Annotated in this window: 19 protein-coding genes; 4 read left to right on the top strand and 15 right to left on the bottom strand. The window is 45.7% G+C overall.

Features of this window, described 5'->3' with window-relative positions; all coding sequences use genetic code 11:
* Window positions 1-36: 36 nt before the first annotated feature.
* The 15 genes from ACKTT9_RS34900 to coxB form a co-directional block, all read right to left on the bottom strand.
* Complete coding sequence (locus tag ACKTT9_RS34900; RefSeq protein ID WP_157317714.1) at window positions 37-1,344, bottom strand: ABC transporter substrate-binding protein; 1,308 nt, start codon at window positions 1,342-1,344, stop codon at window positions 37-39.
* Window positions 1,345-1,456: 112 nt separating this feature from the next.
* A complete protein-coding gene (locus ACKTT9_RS34905) occupies window positions 1,457-3,097 on the bottom strand; it encodes a helix-turn-helix domain-containing protein (protein WP_407869615.1) in 1,641 nt (546 codons plus the stop codon).
* 38 nt (window positions 3,098-3,135) lie between these two features.
* Entirely contained in the window at window positions 3,136-3,387 is a 252-nt protein-coding gene (locus tag ACKTT9_RS34910) for a hypothetical protein (protein ID WP_127453721.1), read from the bottom strand.
* Window positions 3,388-3,467: 80 nt separating this feature from the next.
* The gene (locus ACKTT9_RS34915) at window positions 3,468-5,267 is read right to left on the bottom strand and encodes a sensor histidine kinase (RefSeq protein ID WP_407869616.1); all 1,800 of its coding nucleotides are present in this window, start codon (window positions 5,265-5,267) and stop codon (window positions 3,468-3,470) included.
* Between the two features lie 252 nt (window positions 5,268-5,519).
* Window positions 5,520-7,538, bottom strand: coding sequence for a beta-galactosidase (locus tag ACKTT9_RS34920; RefSeq protein WP_407869617.1), 2,019 nt, complete (start codon window positions 7,536-7,538; stop codon window positions 5,520-5,522).
* Window positions 7,539-7,573: 35 nt separating this feature from the next.
* Complete coding sequence (locus ACKTT9_RS34925) at window positions 7,574-8,455, bottom strand: carbohydrate ABC transporter permease (protein ID WP_407869618.1); 882 nt, start codon at window positions 8,453-8,455, stop codon at window positions 7,574-7,576.
* On the bottom strand, window positions 8,452-9,336 hold the full coding sequence (locus tag ACKTT9_RS34930; protein WP_407869619.1) for a carbohydrate ABC transporter permease: 885 nt from the start codon (window positions 9,334-9,336) through the stop codon (window positions 8,452-8,454). The genes ACKTT9_RS34925 and ACKTT9_RS34930 overlap by 4 nt, the downstream gene beginning before the upstream one ends.
* A 611-nt stretch (window positions 9,337-9,947) precedes the next feature.
* Complete coding sequence (locus ACKTT9_RS34935) at window positions 9,948-11,234, bottom strand: ABC transporter permease (RefSeq protein ID WP_407869620.1); 1,287 nt, start codon at window positions 11,232-11,234, stop codon at window positions 9,948-9,950.
* Complete coding sequence (locus tag ACKTT9_RS34940; RefSeq protein WP_407869621.1) at window positions 11,227-12,132, bottom strand: ABC transporter ATP-binding protein; 906 nt, start codon at window positions 12,130-12,132, stop codon at window positions 11,227-11,229. The genes ACKTT9_RS34935 and ACKTT9_RS34940 overlap by 8 nt, the downstream gene beginning before the upstream one ends.
* 152 nt (window positions 12,133-12,284) lie before the next feature.
* On the bottom strand, window positions 12,285-12,740 hold the full coding sequence (locus tag ACKTT9_RS34945) for a DUF420 domain-containing protein (protein WP_127453741.1): 456 nt from the start codon (window positions 12,738-12,740) through the stop codon (window positions 12,285-12,287).
* Between the two features lie 18 nt (window positions 12,741-12,758).
* The gene (locus ACKTT9_RS34950; protein WP_407869622.1) at window positions 12,759-13,616 is read right to left on the bottom strand and encodes a cytochrome c oxidase assembly protein; all 858 of its coding nucleotides are present in this window, start codon (window positions 13,614-13,616) and stop codon (window positions 12,759-12,761) included.
* 94 nt (window positions 13,617-13,710) lie between these two features.
* Window positions 13,711-14,028 (bottom strand): cytochrome C oxidase subunit IV family protein, encoded by a 318-nt coding sequence (locus tag ACKTT9_RS34955; RefSeq protein WP_127453745.1) that lies wholly within the window; start codon window positions 14,026-14,028, stop codon window positions 13,711-13,713.
* A 1-nt stretch (window position 14,029) separates the two neighbouring features.
* On the bottom strand, window positions 14,030-14,644 hold the full coding sequence (locus ACKTT9_RS34960) for a cytochrome (ubi)quinol oxidase subunit III (RefSeq protein WP_127453747.1): 615 nt from the start codon (window positions 14,642-14,644) through the stop codon (window positions 14,030-14,032).
* Window positions 14,641-16,473: a cytochrome c oxidase subunit I gene (gene ctaD / locus ACKTT9_RS34965; protein WP_181646644.1), complete on the bottom strand. Its 1,833-nt coding sequence runs from the start codon at window positions 16,471-16,473 to the stop codon at window positions 14,641-14,643. Before ctaD ends, ACKTT9_RS34960 begins: the two co-directional genes overlap by 4 nt.
* Before the next feature lie 66 nt (window positions 16,474-16,539).
* Complete coding sequence (coxB, locus tag ACKTT9_RS34970) at window positions 16,540-17,556, bottom strand: cytochrome c oxidase subunit II (protein WP_127453751.1); 1,017 nt, start codon at window positions 17,554-17,556, stop codon at window positions 16,540-16,542.
* Between the two features lie 279 nt (window positions 17,557-17,835).
* Here coxB and ACKTT9_RS34975 point away from each other — a divergent pair, with 279 nt between their 5' ends.
* The 4 genes from ACKTT9_RS34975 to ACKTT9_RS34990 all read left to right on the top strand — a co-directional run bounded on the left by ACKTT9_RS34975 (window position 17,836) and on the right by ACKTT9_RS34990 (window position 22,567).
* On the top strand, window positions 17,836-18,522 hold the full coding sequence (locus tag ACKTT9_RS34975) for a hypothetical protein (protein ID WP_127453752.1): 687 nt from the start codon (window positions 17,836-17,838) through the stop codon (window positions 18,520-18,522).
* 168 nt (window positions 18,523-18,690) lie between these two features.
* Window positions 18,691-20,589, top strand: a complete 1,899-nt coding sequence (locus tag ACKTT9_RS34980) for a DEAD/DEAH box helicase (protein ID WP_407869623.1) — start codon at window positions 18,691-18,693, stop codon at window positions 20,587-20,589.
* 160 nt (window positions 20,590-20,749) lie between these two features.
* Complete coding sequence (locus tag ACKTT9_RS34985) at window positions 20,750-21,337, top strand: guanylate kinase (RefSeq protein WP_407869624.1); 588 nt, start codon at window positions 20,750-20,752, stop codon at window positions 21,335-21,337.
* An 81-nt stretch (window positions 21,338-21,418) separates the two neighbouring features.
* Window positions 21,419-22,567 (top strand): virulence factor, encoded by a 1,149-nt coding sequence (locus ACKTT9_RS34990; protein ID WP_407869625.1) that lies wholly within the window; start codon window positions 21,419-21,421, stop codon window positions 22,565-22,567.
* Window positions 22,568-22,588 lie beyond the last annotated feature (21 nt).

Below are 22,588 nucleotides of genomic sequence, written 5' to 3' on the forward strand. Positions count from 1 at the left end.
TGACAAGCCATCTCTCTCCTACTTGCATGCTAAACCTTACTTGCTTGCTCTTGCTTTCGTCCATTTGTCATTCAGATCGTTAGCAATCTTATCAAGTGACGTTCCGCCCATCATCTCTTGGCCTAGCTTTTTCCAATCCAATTGGATGGAGTTTACATATTTATTGAAGTTTTCGCCGCCTGGACGATAGTTGAACTCTTCCACTTTGTTGGCTTTGTAGAAGTCATTCAAGAACGGAACATCTGCCTTGACACCCTCCATGACGGAGTTGGCTTGCTTCTTGTTCACATAGAAGGAATATGCATCCGAGCCAAACATCCACTCTTGGAATTTCTTCGCTGCTTCTACGTTTTTGGATTTGTTGTTAATCCCGAAGAAGTTATCCGTGAACGTCATTACTTTCAGCGGTTCGCTTTCGGAATGACGAGTAGGAAGTGGGAATGCTGCAAGATCATCGATATTTCCTACTTTCGATTTGTATTGCGGCAAGTACCATAGTCCTGCGGCAATGACAGCTGCTTTCTTCGCTTCAAACAATCCTGTTGCTTGGTCATTGCTTAATCCCAGCGGATCTGCCCCCATCACTTTGGCATCGTACAAAGCCTGGATATCGCTGTAAGATTTGTAGAATGCCGTACCCTTTTCAAAAGGCTTATCCATGCCGGCGATTTTGTCGTAATAATTTTCGTCACCGGATGCTAGCAGCGGCATAAATTCATTGAACGGATAGTTCGGCCAGGAGTCCTTACCGCCCATCGCATAAGGCTGATATTTGCCGCTCTTCTTAATGTCCGTTAATACGCTTACAAACTGATCCCACGTTGTCGGAACACTTAAGCCTAACTCTTTAAAGACACTTGGATGATAGTAAACAAGTTCTGGGAAAGATATAACCGGTAGTGCCAGCACTTTACCATCAACAGCAAATTGTTTCGCTTTTGTATTTTTAGCCGTAACGCTCAAACCATCAAGCGGCAGAAGCTCTGCTTTGAAATCGTTGATAAAGTTAGGCTTCAACTCGATAATATCCGGCAATTCGTTAGCGGCTAATCTAACTTTCATCGCTTGCAGGTAGTCGCCGTCACTTTTGAAAGTTTCAACTTCCATCTTCACGTTCGGCATAACGGTTGAGAACTCTTTTACCTTTTTGGTCCAGCTATCCAGGAACTCGCTATCGCTATCCCACATGGCAAGTTTCAATGTAACCGCATTCTCTTTGGTGCTGTCTGCTGCTGTAGGAGCAGCTGAAGAACTGTTGTCCGTAGTCGCCGTATTGGCGCCGCAACCTGCTAATCCAAACGTCAAGGCAATTGAAAGTACAGATGTTACTAATCTTTTTTTCATAGTCTTTCTTGACCCCCTTAAGATAACGTGACCTATTTACATCTATATATTACAAAAATACAGAATACGCTTTCATTGATATATTTGGTGATTAGCTTGATATATTTTGTGCTCATTCTTTTTTCCTTGAATAATTGTCCCGATACTTTTGAGGGCTCATTCCCCGATATTTCTTAAACACACGGCTGAAATGTTCAGGGTTCTCATATCCCACCTTAACGGCAATTTCATACATTTTCATTTCCGTTTCTATGAGCCTGGTCGCCTCATTAATCCGTAGTTTTGTCACATATTCAATAAAATGCTCGCCTGTTTCTTTCACAAATTGTTTGCTCAAATGACTTTCGGTCACCTGCGCCCATTCACTGACTTGCCCCAGCGTAATTGCCGTACAGTAGTGTTTCTCTACATAACGCTTGACCCTCTCCACCAACCGCTGTGGATTCTCTTCACGAATTTTATCAGGATGCAGTAAATCCGCCAGGCGAAACACCAACTTCTCAATCCACTCGTGTAAATCATCACGGAACGTGAATTGCTCAACAATCTCATACGGCCTTCGTCGCGTTTCAATGACATGCGTCCAGTTCATCCCTTTGGCATGCAGGAGTGCCCCTATATTCCAAATCAATTCTTCATAGATCGGGAGAGAACTTTCCAATGTTACATTGGGCATCTCGCTCAATTGACTTAACCCCGTGTACAATTGCTGCTGCCACTTGCTATCTCCCTTCTCCATAAGGTACATCATCACCGTGTAATCATAGGGCGTAGGCAGCACTTTCTCGTTCACGCTCACCGTTTCGGGATAGTACACACGCCCAGGACCTTCTGAAAATCGCAGGCTGGCCAATCCCTTCGCCTGACTGTATCGGAGATGCCAGTTTTTCCAATCTGTGCATGATTCTGCTACTCCCACGGATAACGAGACATTTAAAAAGTTTTTGACCGTATTGCGCAAAGAATCCAGGAGTTCCATTACGTGTCCACGCAAATTTAAAAAACTCGTCGATGACTCAAAACATAATAGAAGCGCATATTCATCCTCTTGAACCTGAAATAATTCATAAGGGTGTTTAACGATTTCCATCCCTTGTTTAATGATCTTAACTAAATGATCCTGATGATCTATACCTGCGTGCCCCGGCAAATTCGCAGCGGGCGATGGTATATCCGGCAAAACAGATACGATAACATGCTGAAAATTTACAAATTGCGTCATCCACTTTTGAAAGGATTCGTCCTGCGTTAAGTTATGGCTGTACATATAATCTTTATCGCATAACAGGCCTCGCAGCCAGGTTTCTCGCTGCTTCAAGTCGGATTCACTGTTGCTTTTTATCAAATTCGCCGTAGTGATCGACTTCTCTTCGATCTGGCTAATCGCCTTTTTGATCACAGGAATGATATGTTCGGGATCGAGATCCGCCTTCATAATGTAATCGACTGCTCCAAGCAGGAATGCTTTCCGCACAAAATCAAAATCTGAATACGCACTAAGCACAATACTAAGCGGTGGATTCGTCAAATTGGCTTCCTGCAATTTAGATAGTAAAGTAAGGGCATCCATAACTGGCATACTCATATCGACAATCATCAAATCAACGTCCTGATGTACCGATATGCGCTGCCATGCTTCATACCCATCCGCAGCCTCTGCCACTACCTCACAGTCCAAATCGCCCCACGGAATAATCGCCCCCATGGCTAGTCTTACTAGCGGCTCGTCATCGACGATCATGACTCTAAACATTCTTTTCCCCCATTCTAAATAAAGCCGATATTGCTGCCTTAATCCTGAACAATGACTTGATCGTACTTTTGCTCTATGATTCCTGGAACTTCGTATAATAAATAAGATCGACCGCCCACTTCTCCGCGAAACGAGCTGGGAAAGGACATGTACTCTTGCTTGGATAGAATAGGCAGAACAGCAATATCAACGGATAGACCGAATTTCTCCTTCAACAACAAGGCTGAAAGAAAGCTTTTTTCAATGAGGATGACTCGATCATATTTGGTATCATATAAGCAAAATTTCATAGGAAAGACACGCCCCCCTTTATCCGTTTTCTCTATGCATCACGGACAGCAGCAGTTACTTACAGTGTATAAACATCGGTCTATGAGGCCTGCGAATGATCCGGATCACTCAATAAGAGCGGCAGTATGACAATGACTTCTGTTCCAACTCCTAACTCACTGTTAATTTTCAAACCGTATGGCTCGCCGTAATTTAATCGAATCCGATCATTAACATTGGCAATACCTATCCCGCATAAGGACTCTACCTTCTTCTCATGCAGCAAAGCTTCCATTGTCCGTTGTTCCATCCCTTTTCCGTTATCCGTGATGGTGATGATGAGTTGATCATTCTTTTTTCTGCTTGTTATTTTGACGATTCCCATGGCTTCTTTGCCGTAAAATCCATGAATAATGGCATTTTCCAAAATAGGCTGCAGCAGCAGCTTCAGGACATAGGTGTTTGTTACACCATCATCGATGTCGTATTCGACCTTAAACCGGTCACCATAACGCACCTTCATAATATGGATATACTTCTCCAAACTTTGCATTTCATCAAAAACTTGGATGTAGGAGCCGCCGCGATGAAAGGTCGCAGATAGCAGTTTAATAAGAGAATCCGTCATTTCCACCAGATTGGTAGCCTTGGACAACATCGCCATAATTTTAATGGCATTAAGTGTATTTACCAGAAAATGAGGATTAATTTGAGATTGCAGCGCATCGATTTCCGCCCGTGTTTTCAGCTTTTCTTGTTCTTGCCTTTCAATGATAAGCTCCTGTATACGGACGGTCATATTCTGAAATGTTTTACCCAATGAATAAATTTCCAATGGACCCGCAAGCTCCAAATCCACATGAAAGGAACCGCTTTTCATTTTATTCATTTGGAAAATGAGCGATTTGATTGGGCCGACGATACTACGGACAAGGAAAAACGAAACGATCAAAAATATGATAAGTCCCGCCGCGGAAACATTCATCACTAGTTTATAGATCTCTCTGACTTGGGCCGTCATCTGCTCATATGGCGTAATGTAGATGATTTTCCATTCCGTCCGCTCCATGGTTAGAAAGGTGACAAACATCTTTTCATCGTAAACCATCGTTTCAAAATTGCCGCTTTTCTTGTTCCGTGCTTGTTCAATGGTCTGTTTTTCAATGTTTTTACTTTTATCTTTACTTGTATCCAGCATGATATTCCCACTACCGTCGAGGATAATAAAACTACCATCCTGGTTAGACGTAGATTCTGCCAGATTCTCAAATGTTTTGGCTTGTATCACAAAATAGATCATTTCTACATCACTAAATGATCTTTCGTACTGGGGAGCTATTGCTGCGGATAAAATGTATTTGTCATTCGATTCAATCAATACATTCTCTTCAGTTCCGAATAACAAAACTCGCCCTTGGTTCTGAAGCGTTTTCTGATAAAGATCCGTACTCTTTAAGAGATTTTCGTTAATCCGCGTATTAATATTGTGAAAATGGGTGCCTTCAAAGTAATAGGCGCCTCCGTCGCGATAAACGAACATCGCGGAAACAACATCGGGCATATCATGCAAATAATTTTTTAATTGATTTTCTAATTGGATGGAAGAGTTGAATAGGTCTTTGGATTGTGTGCTGCGATGGTAAGAAGTAGCAAGTGAAATTAGATTATTATCCGAGGCAATTGCGGCAACCGTCCTGATATATCTACTTTTCTCCTGATCGATGGAGTAAGAGACTTGTTCCAATGTTTGCATAGTGCGTGAAGTGATGTTAGACAACAGAATATCTGTGTAAGCTCTTAATGACAGAAACGCAACTAAAACAATAGGCATAACGATCACAAAAAAGAACATCACGTACAGAATCGATGTGATTGGCCATCTCTTTTTCAAAATACGCACTGGCAGTCCCCCCGTTTTCTCAAGTTACAACTATGCTGTGAGATTACACATTCCGGCATGACGGGAAACTGGGCACCAGGTAATTTGTGTAAAAGTTGTTACGCTTTCATTTATGAATTGATCGCGTATTCACCATGATTCGACATCTACCGTCATCATAAAATTTATTACGAAATACGTCAACCCCCTATTAAATCCAATTAATTACAACCAAAGATAGAGAAGACATGACTGTCTTCCCTATGCAAGTTCTTAGGAACAAACTTCTAAAATAGCTACTCCATGCGGCTCAAGTACCAGCGTCCGTTCATAGATTCGGTGTGATAGTAAATCCTTATAGGATCCAAAATTTAATAGAATTGCTGTTTCATAAGCGTTATGATTCAAAACAAAGGTATACGTTTTATCATCTTTTTGTCTGCTTCTGATCTCGACACCTTCTGGAGCTTGATGAGCCGTCGTCAAATTCAATCGTTCACAAATCGTTTTGCTGAGCTGTTCCAAGAATCTCTGTTCAGGGTCAGTTGCTACATAATAAGCTTCCCCTTGCCCGAATGTATTTCGGGTGATTGCCGGCATGCCTGCGTAAAAATCACGTCCATAAACGCCAAGCGCCTCCGCTCCCTCAAGATGCAGTAAATCGCACAAGAGTCCACATTCATATTCGCCATGAAGTTCCCCAAACGTCGAATTCATCATAATTCTATTCGTCATTTCCGGTTGGAGCGCATCGATTTCCTCTACCCATATGCCGAGCAAGTCACGTAATTCGCCTGGGTAACCACCTAAGGTTACAAGATCATTTTCATTCACAATCCCACTGAAAAAGGAGGTAATAAACGTTCCGCCCTGCTTCACAAACGACTTCAGCCGGTCGCTCACGCCAGGTTTCAACATGTACATCACTGGTGCGATAATTAATTCATATTTGGAGAAGTCACTAAGCGGGCTAATGACATCCATACTAACATTTAAATCATAAAAGGCTCTGTAGTACTTCTGAGCCTGCTTAAGATAATCCAGATCCACGCTCGGTCCGCTGGTCATTTCCACGGCATTCCAAGTATCAATATCAAACAACAGCGCTACTTTGGATTCCGTTACGGAATCTAGAAGCGTATCCCCCAACATCTGCAGCTCCTTTCCTAATTGTGTGCACTCTTGAAATACTCTTGTATGCTCATGGCCTGCGTGAGCAATCAAAGCACCATGATACTTCTCGCACGCACCAACGGAACGGCGTAATTGGAAGAACATAACCGTATCTGCCCCGTGCGCTATCGCTTGATAGCTCCAAAGCCGCATAACACCGGGCCGTTTGAGACTGTTGTAAGGCTGCCAGTTTTGCTGGCTTGGCGTCTGCTCCATCAACATGAAAGGTTGTCCGTCCTTCAGCCCTCTCATGTAATCATGCCTCATCGCCACGTTGCTCATGGGCTCATTCATTTGCGGATAGCTGTCCCATGAAACAACATCCATATGGTCGGCCCACTTCTTTAAATCCAGCCCGTTAAATAGTCCCCATATATTCGACGTGATTTTAATGTCCGGAGTAATCCGTTTAATGATGTCGTACTCGCCTTGATAACACTCTAGAATCGCATCCGACATAAATCTTTTATAATCCAACGCGATTCCTTGGAAGCATCTGTTATTTCCATTCAAATTCGTAGGTGGTACAATATCTTCCCACTCATATACCGTGTGAGACCAGAAACTCATATTCCATACGCGATTTACAACCTCTAGCGTACCGTATTTCTTCTGCAGCCAAGCACGGAAAGAAGACGCACACGTATCGCAGTAGCAATGCGGCGCATACTCATTCCCAATGTGCCAAACTAGCAAGGATGGATGCTGTCCATAACGCTCTGCCATCTTGGTTGCTAGACGCTGCGAGAACATTCGGTACACTGGGCTGTTAGGGCAGAAATTAACGCGGGAGCCGTGCGTGCGCTTCCTGCCGTCAATATCGACGGGAAGCACTTCAGGATACAAGCGAGACATCCAGGCAGGCTGCGCTGCTGTTGAAGTAGCCAAACAAAGAAAGATGCCTTCCTTTGCGACTGTAGCAATAATTTTATCCAGCCATTCAAAATCGTATGTATCCTCTGATGGCTGCAGCTTCGCCCAGCTAAACACAGGCAGTGTAACGATATTGATGCCCGCCAATTTAAACAGTCGCATATCTTCTTGCCAAACTTCCTCTGGCCATTGGTCCGGATTGTAATCACCGCCGTAATAGATGGATGGCAGTTTGTCATTAATCATTGGTTGTCCCCCCAAACTTCAATCGTCTATAAGCCCTACTCCTTAATTGCTCCGTCCATTAATCCGGCAAAAATAAATTTACGCAGTACCAAATAAATCAAAATGGTTGGTAACATCACCAAAATAATCGCGGCTGACAACTCATTCCAATAGGTTGCGCGCTCGCCTACAAACGTCATCAACGCGGTGGATAGCGTACTTAGTTTCTTCGAAGGCATATACAAATAAGGAATGTACATATCGTTCATAATATCAACGGCCTTGATGATTGCCAGTGTAGCCGTTGCGGGCAGCAAGAGCGGGAATAGGATCGAGCGGAAAATCCGGAAATACGATGCTCCATCCAAAAGCGCGCTTTCGTCCAGCTGCTTCGATATTTTCTCAATGAATTGCAAATAAATGAAAATTTGCATTAAATCCGTGCCGGCATAAATGATTAACGGTGCAAAAATCGTATTATAGAGACCTAACGACTTAATCGTTTGAAAACGTGCTACTTCAGTCGTGTAGGCCGGTACGACGGACGCGATGATAAATAACAGAAAAATCGTTTTTTTGAAGCGGAAATTAAACCGATTAAGTACAAAGGCTGTCATAGCTCCGAGAATAGCATTAATGACAACGCTAGTAACCGTAACACTTAGTGAGTTAATTAACCCTACTAACATATTCGCTTTCTCGAAGGCGACGGCAAAGTTATGGAACGACCAGCTCTTAGGCAGCGCAAACGGTGATGTAGTCGCGAGCTCCGGGGATGTCTTGAATGCGGCAAAAACAACCACAAGCAGCGGAACAAAGATAATGATCGTGATGATCGATAAAATGACGTAATAGAGTGACTTGCCAAGAAAGGAAAACAAATTTGCCTTTTCCACTCTGCGAGGTTTGGCTGCAAGCTCGGCTTGAGGCATGCTCATGATGATTTTTCCCCTTTCTCACGAATCAGTAGGTTCTGAATGAAACTGAATGCAATGATCATAACCATTAAAATAATGGCCAAGGCCGAAGCTAAGCCATAGCTATTGAATTTAAAGGCCGTATTGATCGTGAAAATCGTAAACGTACTACTTGAAGTACCTGGACCACCTTGTGTGACAAGAAAAGGAATATCGAAGACTTGAAGTGCTCCCCGAATATTTAAGAACAAAATAATTTCAATGACGCGGCGAATGCCTGGTAAAACGATATAGCGGATCTGCTGCATTTTGTTAGCGCCGTCAATCGTTGCAGCTTCATACAGATCGTTGGGTATGGATTGCACGCCTGCTAGAAATAAAATGATATGAAAACCTGCAAATCGCCATAGGGAGATCGCGACAAGAGAATAGTTAACGATTTTCACGTCACTGAGCCAGTTATGAATCCAACTCTCCAGACCGATGGCCATCAACACCTCGTTGATTGGACCGTTCACTGGGTTGTACAAATATCCGAAAATATAAGCGACTGCTACACCATTAATGATGTAAGGAAGTAAAACGATAGAACGGAAGAACTCGCTAGCTCGCATTTTGGCATTTAGCATAACCGCCAATAAAATCTCAATGGGAATCAACAGCGCATGGATAATAAAATAAAGCCAGTTATTCGAAAGCGATTGCCATACTTGCGACATTTTGAGCGCTTTCAAATAATTGTCAAACCCTACAAAGTGCAAATCTCTGCTAATCCCATTCCAGTCAGTCAAACTGTATTGAAACAGCTTCACCGTAGGGTAGATGAGAAATAACAGCATTAATCCAATCGGCAACGCAAGAAAAGAAAAAATAAGCACTCTTTTTTGCATTATGTTGTTCATGTACTTCCCTCATTCCTTCATCAATGATGTTTGTAATGACAGCGGTGCAGGTGCATACCCCTTAGATCATCTTTTTGTAAGCCTAATTTTAGAGAGAATGGACGCGCTTTCACATGATAATTTTTGTGCTTTCAATTGATAAATTTTGTTGGCTGACAGAAATAAAGCCGGAAAAACCGGCACGTTCATGCCCAAGGTGGTTCACCTTGGAACTGGGTGGGACAGCCGGTTGACCGGCAAGCATGTACCCGGTTGGCAGGAGCGCCAGCGCCCCCATGGACTGTCGGCAGGTGTGCCAGCATACCCATGGACTGTCGGCAGGTGTTAGCCAGCATCCCCCCGACTGTCTAACGGACACAGCGGCTCTTATTCGGCGAATTATTGCCGATTTGAAAATCTAACGGACACCAGCGCAGCTATTTGCGTGTTTCGACCCTGATTTCGCCTCGAAATCGGCAAATAAGGGCTCACGTGTCCGTTAGATATGAAACGGGACGATTTTCACGATCTTAACGGCCGTGGTGTCCGTTAGAGTTAGCCGGCAAGCATCGCTTCTCGCGACCCCCAAAACAAAAAAAAACGCAGGCAATAAATGCCTACGTTTTCACATATTAAACCTTATAAGCCCGCATCGCTTTGCGCAGCTCTCGCCATGTAGGCCTTTTGCCGTACATGAGCACGCCCGTGCGGTAGATTTTAGCTGCCACCCAAGCCATTGCTCCGATCGAGACCAATTGGATGACAATCGACAGCCCTATCTCCCACAAAGCCGGTGAGCTCATCCCTATTCGCAGGAACATAATCAATGGTGAGAAAAACGGCACGAATGACATCGTGACAACGAATCCGGTATTCGGATTATTTAATCCGAATATCGCGATCATGAACGCCGCTACGACCAACATCGTCACCGGCATAATCGCCTGCCCCACATCTTCCGTGCGGCTTACCAGTGAGCCAACCGCCGCGAAGACAGTTGCGTAAATAAAGAAGCCTAAGAGATAGAAGATCAAGAAATAGACAATAAGTGAAGCCGGCAGGTTTTCCCACTTCAGATTAAACTGTGAGACGAGCTGGCTGCTGCTGGATAAGCTTAAATTTGCAACGCCTACAGCAATGGAGAGGGCTATCTGGGTTAATGCTAGCAAGCAAATACCAACGATTTTCCCGAACATCTGCTTAAGCGGTGAAACACTCGTAATGAGCAGTTCCATCACCCGCGAGCTCTTCTCGGCGGTTATTTCCATCGCTACCATGTTGCCGAAGCCAATGACGCCCATGTACAGCATGAAGAGCATAACGTATACAAGCGCATAGGACATAACCATTTGTGACTCCGTTTTGCCCGCAGCCCCTTCATTGTTCATAAGAAGCTGCACAGTCTCCAAAGAGACAGGGGCTTGCATGTTGGCTTTTTGCTCGGGGGCAATCCCTGCTCCCTGCAGGACCACATCCGTTTTCACCAGCTGTAGGGCGGTCTGAAGCTTATTTTTGAGCGAAAACTCCATCGTTCCTTCGGACTTATAAACCGCTTTGGGGAATCCGGCTACGGTTGTATCTGTGAATTCGAGATAACCTTTTATCGATTTATCCGCAATTTGCTTCTTAGCGAGCGCCTCGTTCGCTGCAGCACTTCCTGCATCTTGTAGAGGTACGATTACGATATCCGGTTTCTGCTGCGTATTGTAAAAAGCGGCCAGTTTCCCTGCAACCTGCTCTTGTTTCCCCGGGAACACGCCGATTTTCGTCGCTTCATGCGAAGATAGCTTTTCCATGATGGTTGGTAGATGTATGAGAACGGATAAGAGTACAACTAGAATTAAACTCATCACTCGAAAGGATTTGGAGCGGAAACGAGTTAAGTAGGTAAATTTTATAACGGTCCAGGTCCTATTCATGTGCATTCCCCACCTTTTGAATAAAGATTTCATTCAGTGTTGGCTCCATGATTTGAAACCGATGTATAGTAGACTGCTCTATCGCATGCTGTAAAATCCGCTGGGGATCTGCCGTGGCATCTATCCGAATTTGATAGCCGTTCAGCTGCTTTTCCACTGCCGTAACGCCTTGGAGCTGTTCCAAGCCCTCAACCGGTCGCTCGGTTTGCAAAATGATTTTCTCCTTTGGAAATGCTGACTTAATCTCCTTCAAGCTCCCCTGCAGTATCGTATTCGAACGATGCAATATGCAAATATGTTCACAGAGCTCCTCCACATGTTCCATGCGATGGCTCGAGAATAGGATCGTTTTTCCCTCGTCGCGCAAGCTTTTCACTGTCTTTTTCAACAACTCCACATTCACGGGATCCAGTCCGCTAAAAGCCTCATCCAGGATCAAAATATCCGGATTATGTATGACGGCAGCAATAAATTGGATCTTCTGCTGATTCCCCTTGGACAGCTCCTCAACCCTCTTATTGTAGTACTCCGGGACGTCGAACCGGTCAAGCCAAGCTTTCAGCTCTGCCTCGGCTTGTTTACGGGACAGGCCGCGCAGCTCCGCTAAATATAGGATTTGTTCGCTTACTTTAATTTTTGGGTATAAGCCTCGCTCTTCCGGCAAGTAGCCCATAAGCCTTTTCAACTCTTCACGATAGCCCTTCCCTTTCCACAAAATATGTCCCTGATCGGGATAGATAAGGCCGAGGACCATTCGCATCGTTGTCGTTTTCCCTGCACCATTAGCGCCTAGCAGTCCATAAATCTCTCCCTCCTGCACACGAAGATGGATAGCGTTCACAGCGGTTTTCTCACCGTACTGCTTCGAAACGTTTTCTACCGTCAGCGGGTATGTCATGGATTGAACCTGCCTTTCTAATTGGTATAAAACATGTTCAATGTTCTTTCTACTAGTTTACATGAGATTGGAAGATAAAAGAAATTTAGCAAACACTCCCAAAATAAAAAAAAGCTGAACACCGTGAAAGATTCACAGGTTCAACTTTTTATTTATAGTCCAAAAATCGCATCAATAACCGGTTTCGTTGTTCCACCGGGATACATCAAGTACAGTAAAACATAAACCAATACACCCGTTGGTGCAGTCAAAAGCCATACAATTGCCGCAACGCGGCCAATTTTCTTATGCTTGAGAAATTTGTTTTTGTAGGCAAACCACAGAGTTATTAACCCAAGAACACCGCCTACCGTAGCCAAGGCAATATGGAAAAACAAAAATAAGTGATACGGCAGCTTCAAGCTCTCAGGTCCACCGAATGATGTGTTCCCCTCAAACAATGTGCGCGACATATATATAATAAAGAACGCTAGTGCGAAAATGGCTCCCAGAACCATCAGTTTTTGATGGGTTTCCCGATTCCCTTTCACAATATGATACCAGCCGAAACCGACAAAAATGGCACTGATTACGATAAACATCGTAGAAATCGTTGGTAAAATGTGCATCTCCCTAAATCCTTTCCCCTAAGCGCGATTCCAATTACCGCCCTGATTATTCAGACCCTCTTGAGTCTCTATAAGATCCATATCGTCCTCTTCCTTCCGCTCTCTGCGGTACCACCGGAAGAAAATATAGGCAAGTGTTGCTCCATAGACAACTTCCTGAACAATCTTCATTAGAACGCCACCCAATTGCTGATCATCCAGAGGCGATAAATGGGCGAAGGGTACGGTTACATTCGCGTACATGTCATAAATGATCGTATCCGCGAAAATAATGAGCGCACAGGCTGGTGTCAGCAGAATACCATTACCAAAGATGTAAGCCATCTTCTTCAAATCATTTAAGCGATTCATCTCAGGCAGTGGACAAAAAACAGGGAACCACATCATGAAAGCAGTGAATAACAGCACCGTGTGGTAACCGAAAAGCGATAGATCATTAATCATTAAGTAATCCATAACCAAAGGCATATGGTATATGGAGAAGAGCATGTTAAATAGGAATAGTGCAATTAACGGACGTGTGAAAAACGAAAAAATGCCACGAATAATCGTTATTTTCATCAGCGAACGCATCATCCACGCTGGTGTGCCCAGCCATATGCAGATCGGAACAATTAAGTACAAAATAGTTTGCTGCAACATATGCATACTGAACAAGAAGTGATGCCCAATATAATTAATCGGACTTCCTTGGCCAATATAGAAAAGTGCCAATCCAATATAAAAAGAAATCTGCTGCGAAACCGAAACTGTTTCATTCTCTGCGGAATTCCCTTTCCCCTTAGCGACAAAGCGACGATACATGTATCCGACAACGACGATCACCAACAGTAATACCGGATTCCACAACTCGAAAAATCCACCAATTTGGCTCATAGCTGATCTCTTTCTCCTTTCAACTTCATGCTACACCTTCATTCTAAAAAAAGAGGAGGCACTTTGCCTAGACAAAGTTGCCTCTTCCAGTGGTTTACCACCACATCCAATATACGGCTGTAATAACACCTGTAAGAGCTACGAATGCTCCACCCGCAAGAAAAATTAACGGGAATAAGTGTCCTCTTTCTTTGGCGTGCATCCAGAAGAATAACTGGATAATCGCTTGCACAAGCGCCAAAGTGACGATAAAGATCAGAATAAACGAACGATCCAGGTCTCCGTAGAGTACGACTGCAAATGCAAGCATTGTCAGCAAGATCGAAATAATGTAAGACAAGTAGTGGTTCAAAGGAGATTCATGTTTTACTCGTTTGCTAGGTGCGTGTGTATCATGAGAATTGCTGCTCATCTTAGTGACCCACCTTCCCCATCAGATAAACGACTGTGAAGATAAATACCCAGACCAAGTCAATAAAGTGCCAGTACAACGCTGCTACGTAGAACTTAGGAGCTGTAACAACAGTAAGACCTTTCTTAAGTCCTTGTAAAATCAACAGTGTAATCCAGCAAATACCGAATGCAACGTGCGCTCCGTGGAAACCAACCAGCGTATAGAACGAAGTTGAGAAGGCACTTGTTGTAAATTTATGACCTTCGTGAACATATTCAACGAACTCATAAATCTCAAGACCCAAGAACGAAAGACCAAACAATACCGTAATCAGAAGCCAGAATAACAATTGGCCTAACTTCTGTTTGTGCATCGCGATAATCGCGAACACGCTTGTTAAACTACTTGTCAAGAGAATGAACGTGGACCAGCCCACTGTTTTGAGCTTGAAAATCTCATCGGCAGTTGGACCGTCTGGAACAGAGTTCCGAAGTGCAATGTAAGTTGCGAATAAACAACCAAACAATACGACCTCGGCACCAAGGAATAACCAGAATCCAAGAACCTTATTTTTCCCTTCGAGGGTAGCCGTTTCCGGATTAGCAGGCAGTGCGCCCGTGTGATGAGTACTCATGCCTTTACCCCCTTGTCATCTTCAAGTTCTTCCGGTTCAATATGCCAACCATGATCGTCGTATACGGAGCGGCAGAACATTGCAATTAGTGTAACAACCATACCCGCGCCTGCTACATAGTAGTTTCTGTACATAAAACCGAAACCAGCAATGAACAAACCAACGGACATAACTAGCGGCAATATGGATGCTGACGGCATGTGGATCGAACCAACCGGTTCAGCCGGAGTCATTTGTTTATTACCTGCCATTTTTTCTTTCCAAAGTGCATCATAGCCGCGAACAAGCGGAGTTTGTTTAAAGTTATACTCAGGTGCTGGTGAAGGAATCGACCATTCCAATGTACGACCATCCCATGGATCAGATAGAGCCGTAACTGGTTTTCTGGATGTTGCAATGATGTTGATAATGAACACGATTGTACCGATACCCATGAAGAAGGCACCAATTGTTGAAACCAAGTTACCTACTTCAAGATCATACCCTGGTTGGTACGTAAATACACGACGCGGCATCCCCATCAGACCCAAGAAATGCTGCGGGAAGAATGTTAAATGGAAACCGATGAAGAACAACCAGAAATGTAATTTACCCAGTCCTTCGTTCAACATACGGCCAAACATTTTCGGCCACCAGTAGTACAGACCCGCGAACAAGCCAAGGATTAGACCACCAACGATAACATAGTGAAAGTGAGCTACTACGAAATACGTATCGTGGTATTGGAAGTCTGCTGCAGGAATCGCAAGCATAACCCCTGTTGTTCCACCCATAACGAACGTCGGGATGAAAGCTGTTGCAAAAATATTAGCTGTCGTGAAGCGAATTTGCCCGCCCCAAAGGGTGAACAACCAGTTAAAGATTTTAACACCTGTAGGAACTGCAATGGCCATTGTTGCGATCGAGAAGATCGAGTTAGCAACTGGACCCAAACCTGATGTAAACATATGGTGGACCCAAACCATGAAGCCCAAGAAACCGATTAATACAGTTGCGAAGACCATGGAGCTGTATCCGAAAAGACGTTTTTTGGAGAACGTCGATACGATCTCAGAAATAATACCAAACGCAGGAAGAATCAAAATGTAAACTTCGGGGTGCCCGAAAATCCAGAACAGATGCTCCCACAATACGTTGTTACCGCCTCTGGCAGCATCGAAGAATGCTCCGCCAAAGACACGGTCAAACATTAGTTCAACTAGCGCTACCGTAATGGCTGGGAACGCAAGAACGATCAAACCTGAAGTGATGAAAGCTGCCCATGTAAACATTGGCATACGCATATACGTAAGACCAGGTGCACGCATGTTGATAATGGTAACGAGGAAGTTAATCCCCCCGATAAGTGTACCAATACCGGCAATTTGCAAACCTAGAACATAGAAATCTGTACCTTGAATGTTACCCTCGAGCGTCTGCCCCCAACTGTTGTCGGTAATCGAGGACAATGGAGCATACCCCGTCCAACCGGCATCCGGTGCGCCACCCAAGAACCAACTCGTGTTCATCAATACGCCGCCGGCGAAGAACAGCCAGAAACCAAGTGAGTTCACGAATGGGAACGCAACGTCCCTTGCACCAATTTGAAGAGGAACGATGGCATTCATGAATGCGAAGATGATCGGCATCGCCGCAAAGAAAATCATCGTTGTTCCGTGCATCGTTGTTAATTGGTTAAATGAATCACCGATGAAAATATGTTGATCGGGATAAGCGAGCTGAATCCGAATCAGAATGGCTTCAAGTCCTCCTACGAGGAAGAAAAGCCCGCCCGCAAGTAAGTACAGGATACCGATTTTCTTATGATCGACTGTTGTAAGCCAATCCATTAGACCGGTATGTTTTTTTACTGGATGAGAGTGAGCCAACGTATTAACCTCCTTTACCTGAGAAGTTTATTTCAAAGTCTGTAAGTACTGAACGATATCGTTAATTTGCGCGTCATCAAGCTTGCCGCCTGCTTCTTTACCGAACGCCGGCATTTTGTTGCCTGGTTTCTGATCTTGCGGATTATGTATCCACAGCGCCATTTTCTCAGGAGTATGTTCCAGAATACCAGCAAGTGTATCGCGATCAGCGAAACCTTTGAGGTTCGGAGCAACACCAGGACCATTGGCTGTAACTGCGTGACAAGACATGCAATTTTCTTTGAAAAGCTCTTCACCCTTCTGCGCTGTTGCCGGCACAGTGACAGGCGCTTTCATTTTCGCTACCCATGCATCGAAATCCGATTGGCTTTTCGACTCAACGGTGAAGTTCATCAAGGCGTGAGAGGCTCCGCAAAGCTCTGTACATCTACCTTGGAATGTAGCGATTTCATCCGCTTGAAGGTAAAGCGTATTTGTGATGCCAGGGTTCGTATCTACTTTACCGCCTAGGGATGGTACCCAGAATGCGTGAGAAACGTCCGCGGAAACAAGTTCAAAAGCAATAATTTTATCCTTAGGCACAACTAGCTGTTGAGCAGTCGCGATGCCTAGATCTGGATATTCAAACTGCCACCAGAACTGATGCGCAGTGACTTTGACGTGAACGGCGGCTTTGTCCTTATTGTAGTTCGTTGAATGCTTGAAAGTGTAAGATACTGTTGGCACCGCAAGTACTAACAGTAGGAGAATCGGAACAACGGTCCAGATAATCTCAAGCACGTGGCTTCCTTCCACTTGTTTCGGAATGCTGTTGTCGCCTTTGCGCTTTCTAAAGCGAATTAAAACGTACACATAAATCGCAAATACGACAATTACGACAAAAACCATGATAAAGAGACTTAATTTCATCAAAAACAATTGCTCTGATGCAACAGGACCTTTTGGCTGTAAAGCAGACAGAGTTGGGTCTCCACACCCGGTTAGCAAGAACGTCATTACCGCTAAAAGGGGTAGCAGACGCCATAACTTTTTCAATCGACTCATTGTATCAACCCCACTTTTAAAACATTATTTTTACCACGATGGCCATGCCCATGTCAATTCACTTTATTAACTATAAATTCGTGAAAAGTTTTTGTCAATCGCTGGAGGAGAGTTCACAAATTGTTCTTAAACCGCTCTGTAGCGATATATTTTCCCTTCATGGTTATTTCCATACACCCACCTCTTTATGCACAAAAGCGTATATTTGTGAACACGAATAAAAGGAGAGAAACATCCCATCCTATAGACATTACACTCTAGATTGGGAGGTCTTTATTGATGCTCAGTAAGTTAGGTTTTCCGATTTCTGGATTGCTATTCCTCATGCTGACTTTATCAGGCTGCGGGGAGGGTGGACGGGAATATGGCAAGAGTCCCGATCATACCAACTTCGGTGCTCCCGTCGATAAATCGACAGAATCCGAGAGAGCCTACCAAACTCAACAGCTCTCTGGTCCAGTTTCGCACAATAATACTAGTCTGGCCTACAATCAGTTTCTATCAAATCAACTCAACGCTATGAATGGTGTTAATACGGCCATTGTTATGACAACGGACAAAAATGCCTATGTCGCCCTTATGATTGACAGCAGCGCTACAGGCACCAAAGGAACAACGAAGGAGACAAACAATCAAGGAACGAGCAAAGGCTTTTACAATGATAATGCTCCTCACGATGATTATTTGCCTTCCAATGATCTGAACAACGGGTATAACAGTTATGAAACAGCCGTTCATCATGACCTGTTATCTCATCGTTTTAAACAAGCTATGGCAGAGAAAATCCGTTTGCTCCAACCAAATGTGATGGATGTCTATATTTCAGCAAATCGGGATTTCCTCAACAAAATGAACAGCTATGCTCAGGAAAGTTGGAAAGGGAATTCGCTTATGCCGCTTTTGACCGACTTCAACAAGACGGTGGAGCGCGTTTTTGGAACTGCACAAGTATTGCCCAGTAAATAAAAACATTTTCTACTATATATAGTAGATATTTAATGCTTGTAGGCCGGCCCCTGTTTCCATTTGTCTGGCATTCCTGTACAATGGGGGAATCGTCTTAACAAGGAGAGACTTTGGACTACCACCAAAGATCCCAATCAATAGTAGGAAAAAGGGAGCTGGCCAATTACCATGTCAAGTGGATTTGCCTCATTAGGAATAAGAGAAAAACTCGTTGGAGTTTTACAAGCATCAGGCGTTATCGAACCGACCCCCATTCAAAGGGAAGCTATACCTGTTTTATTAAAAGGTACGGATGTTATCGCACAAGCGCAAACAGGTACAGGTAAAACCCTTGCCTTTGTTCTTCCAATATTAGAAACAATCGACGTGGAGAGTGCAGATGTTCAAGCATTGATTCTGACGCCTACACGCGAATTGGCGATTCAAATTACAAATGAGCTGAAAGACCTTGTCCCTGTGACTGGAGCAAAGGTACTTGCAGCCTACGGCGGGCAAGATGTAGAAAAGCAGCTTAGAAAGCTTCAAGGGAACATACATATAGTAGTAGGAACACCGGGAAGACTGCTTGATCACCTTCGCCGCGGTTCTATCAATTTCTATAAATTGAAAATACTCGTATTGGATGAGGCCGATCAAATGCTGCATATGGGTTTCCTTCATGAAGTGAAGGACATCATTGCACAAACGTCTCCTTATCGCCAGACCCTTCTCTTCTCAGCAACCATGCCTGAACAAGTGATGAACCTGTCCAAAGCTTATATGAAGGACGCCAAAGAAATTAAAATTCAAAGCAAACAAGTTACGTTGACCGAAATTGAGCAGGTTCTCGTTCCGACGACTGACCGTCAGAAGCAGGATGCTTTGATTGCCGCTATTAAACAATATAGACCTTACCTCGCGATGATTTTCTGCCGGACCAAGGCAAGAGCCATTGCATTAAATGAAGCTTTACAGGAACTTGGACTTATGTCCGACGAACTACACGGAGATCTGTCACAAGCCAAACGTGAGCAAGTTATGAAACGATTCCGGGATGGTCGTATCGAGTTATTGGTCGCTACGGATATTGCTGCGCGCGGGTTAGATGTCGAAGGTGTCACTCATGTCTTCAATTATGACGTGCCGCAAGACGCCGAAAGCTACATCCACCGCATCGGCCGTACGGGTCGTGCCGGAGATACGGGTGTTGCCGTGACCTTCGCTACCCAACGGGATATGCCGACAATCGAATTGATCGAAAAAGGCATCAAAATGTCCTTAAGGGGGGCGTCCGAGCCTCAAGTGCGCCGCGTTCGTTCCAGCTCCGAAGATTCCTTCGAGCAAGAAGGCCGCGGATCAGGCCGTCGTGGCGGCGGAGCTTCTCGCAGCGGACGCAGCGGACGGACATCCGAGCCGCGCGCTCAGATTAGTCGCGGAAGATCCGGCGCTCGTGAAGAGAGAGCCGGCATGCAATACGGCACGGGACGTTCCGCATCCAGAGGCGGCGATAAATTTGGTGCGCGCAGCGATGCGCCAAGAGGACAACGCCCTGCGAAGGTCAATTCGGAGCGCAACCCGAACACTTGGGGTCGCGCAGAGAGAAAAGAGCCCGTAGACGCAGGACCGGGACGCGGAGACAACATGAGCGCTGCCAAAGCGCGAGTCACCCGTTCTTGGGGACGCGGCGAATCCGACGACCGCGCTCCACGCCCTGCAGGCCGCGGTGATGGGACAGACCGCAAACGCTCTGCTCCGCACGGCGATAAATCCTACTCGCCATACAACAAGTACGCCGGCACAGGCCGCGACGACGCAGCAAGTGCATCACGCGCGATTCGCAGCGGCGGCAAAGGCCGTGGCGACAGCGCCGAGCGCGGTGCCGGACACGGTGACAGCTTCGGAGCACGCGGCGGCGCAGCTCCACGCAATGATCGTCCTGGCGCAACACGCGGCTACCAGGGTGGCGGCGAATCGCGCGGACGCAGTGACGGCGCTGGCTCTCGCACTGGAGCGCCTCGCGGCGGCGACAGAAGCGGTTCACCACGCGGCAGTGCACCACGTGGTGGCGGACGCGGCGGGAAACGCTAGTCAGAAAAGCGTTTCCATAGCTAGACCTTTACCGAATAACCCGAACCATGTAAAATATAAGTACGGCTGAAAATGATCCTACTTAGACAAAAATCGTTTCATACCGTTGCACGCACGTAGGATTTACCCCCCACTTTTCACAAATAAGGAGGTATGTTCCATGTACGCATTAAAGGACAAGGAAATGATTTTTGTATTCACCGGTCCACACGGAGCCGGTCGTAAGACGGTTGCTGAAATGTCAGGTTCTACACTGGGCATGAAGCAGGTTATTTCTTACACCACCAGACCTCCGAGGGCAACCGAGGAAGATGGTCAAGACTATCACTTTATCTCCCCTGCTCAATTCGTACAGGCGCAGGCAAACGGTGAATTCATTGAGGTTAGTACCGTCAATGATCATTTATATGGGATTAAAAGTGCCGATATTGAGCAGATGTTCGAACACAGCGGAAGCATCTATTTAATCTTGAACCGCTTCGGCGCGGAAACGCTCAAAAAGCATTACGGTGACCACGTTGTTCTGGTTTTCATCTACGCGCAGCGCGATATTCTCGAAGAGCGGATGAGAGAAAGCGGGGATTCCGAAGAGATCATTCAGAAGTATCTCTCTTATTACGAAGATGAGTTGGCTTTCCGCGATCAATGCGATCACGTTTTCGAGAACGTGGATTTGGCTCATACGGTGTTTGATCTGACCAAAACGCTCGATAAATACCTAAACCGTAACCTCGTTGATTTGGATTAATATGAAATGCCTATAAACAGGCCTGGACGTACCTACGTCCGGGTCTTTTCATGTAACATGCGACTGGAAGGAGTGTCATTAATGAAAATTATATCCATAGAACCTACACCAAGCCCAAATTCCATGAAACTTAACATGGACGAATCGTTGCCGGCTGGTGTGCGCAAAACGTACACAAAGAAAAACAGCACGGAAGCACCGGACAACGTTCAGCAATTGCTCGCTGTTCAAGGTGTGATCAGCTTATTCCATGCAGCGGATTTCATAGCGTTGGACCGTACCTCCAAGGGGGACTGGCAGTTCATTTTAGCCAAAGCCCGCGAGATTTTGGGTGTTGCCGAAGGCTCTACCAGCAGTAATGACTTGCCGCTGGAACAAACGCAAGCTGAAGCCGCCTTCGGAGAGGCACAAGTCCTCGTGCAGATGTTTCGCGGCATCCCGCTCCAGGTGCGGGTGCGCGCCGGCAATGAAGAAGCGCGCGTGGCAATGCCCGAGCGCTTCACGCAGGCTGCGGTCCGCGCAGGTACGGCATCGCCGAACCTGATCAAGGAGCGCAAGCTGGAAGAACTCGGCGTGCGCTACGGCGAGCTGAAGGACATCGCGGGCGAAGTCGTCCAGGAGCTGGACGCTTCTTACGACGACGCCCGCGTCGAAGCTTTGGTCTCCAGCGCGATGCTGGAGACCGACGTCCCTCCTTCTTCGGAAGCCTCCGAAGAAGATCAGACCGGCGCAACGCTGGAACAGCTGCGCCACAGTGACTGGAAGCTGCGGTACGCCGCGCTTCAAAAGATCCAGCCGTCGCTGGAGACGCTGCCGCTTCTCGTCCATGCCCTGCAGGACGAGAACACGTCGATTCGGCGACTGGCAACGGTTTACCTCGGGGATATCAAGGAACCCGAGGTACTGCCTTTCCTGTATCGTGCCCTTGAGGACGATACCCCATCTGTTCGTCGGACGGCTGGCGATACGCTGTCCGACCTCGGCGACCCCGCCGCCATGCCGGCTATGGCGAAGGCGCTCAAGGACCGCAATAAGCTGGTCCGTTGGCGCGCGGCGCGCTTTTTGTACGAGGTAGGCGACAACTCCGTGCTGAAGGATTTGCAGGAAGCGGCGGACGACCCCGAGTTCGAAGTGCGCATGCAGGTGAAAATCGCGCTGGAGCGGATCGAGGGCGGGCATGCAGCCGAAGGTTCCGTTTGGCAGCAAATGACGCGCAGGAACGAACAGTAACATAAAAGGCTAGTGAAGAAG

Origin of the sequence: Paenibacillus sp. P36, assembly GCF_045866505.1 — a bacterium.
Taxonomy (GTDB): domain Bacteria; phylum Bacillota; class Bacilli; order Paenibacillales; family NBRC-103111; genus Paenibacillus_E; species Paenibacillus_E chondroitinus.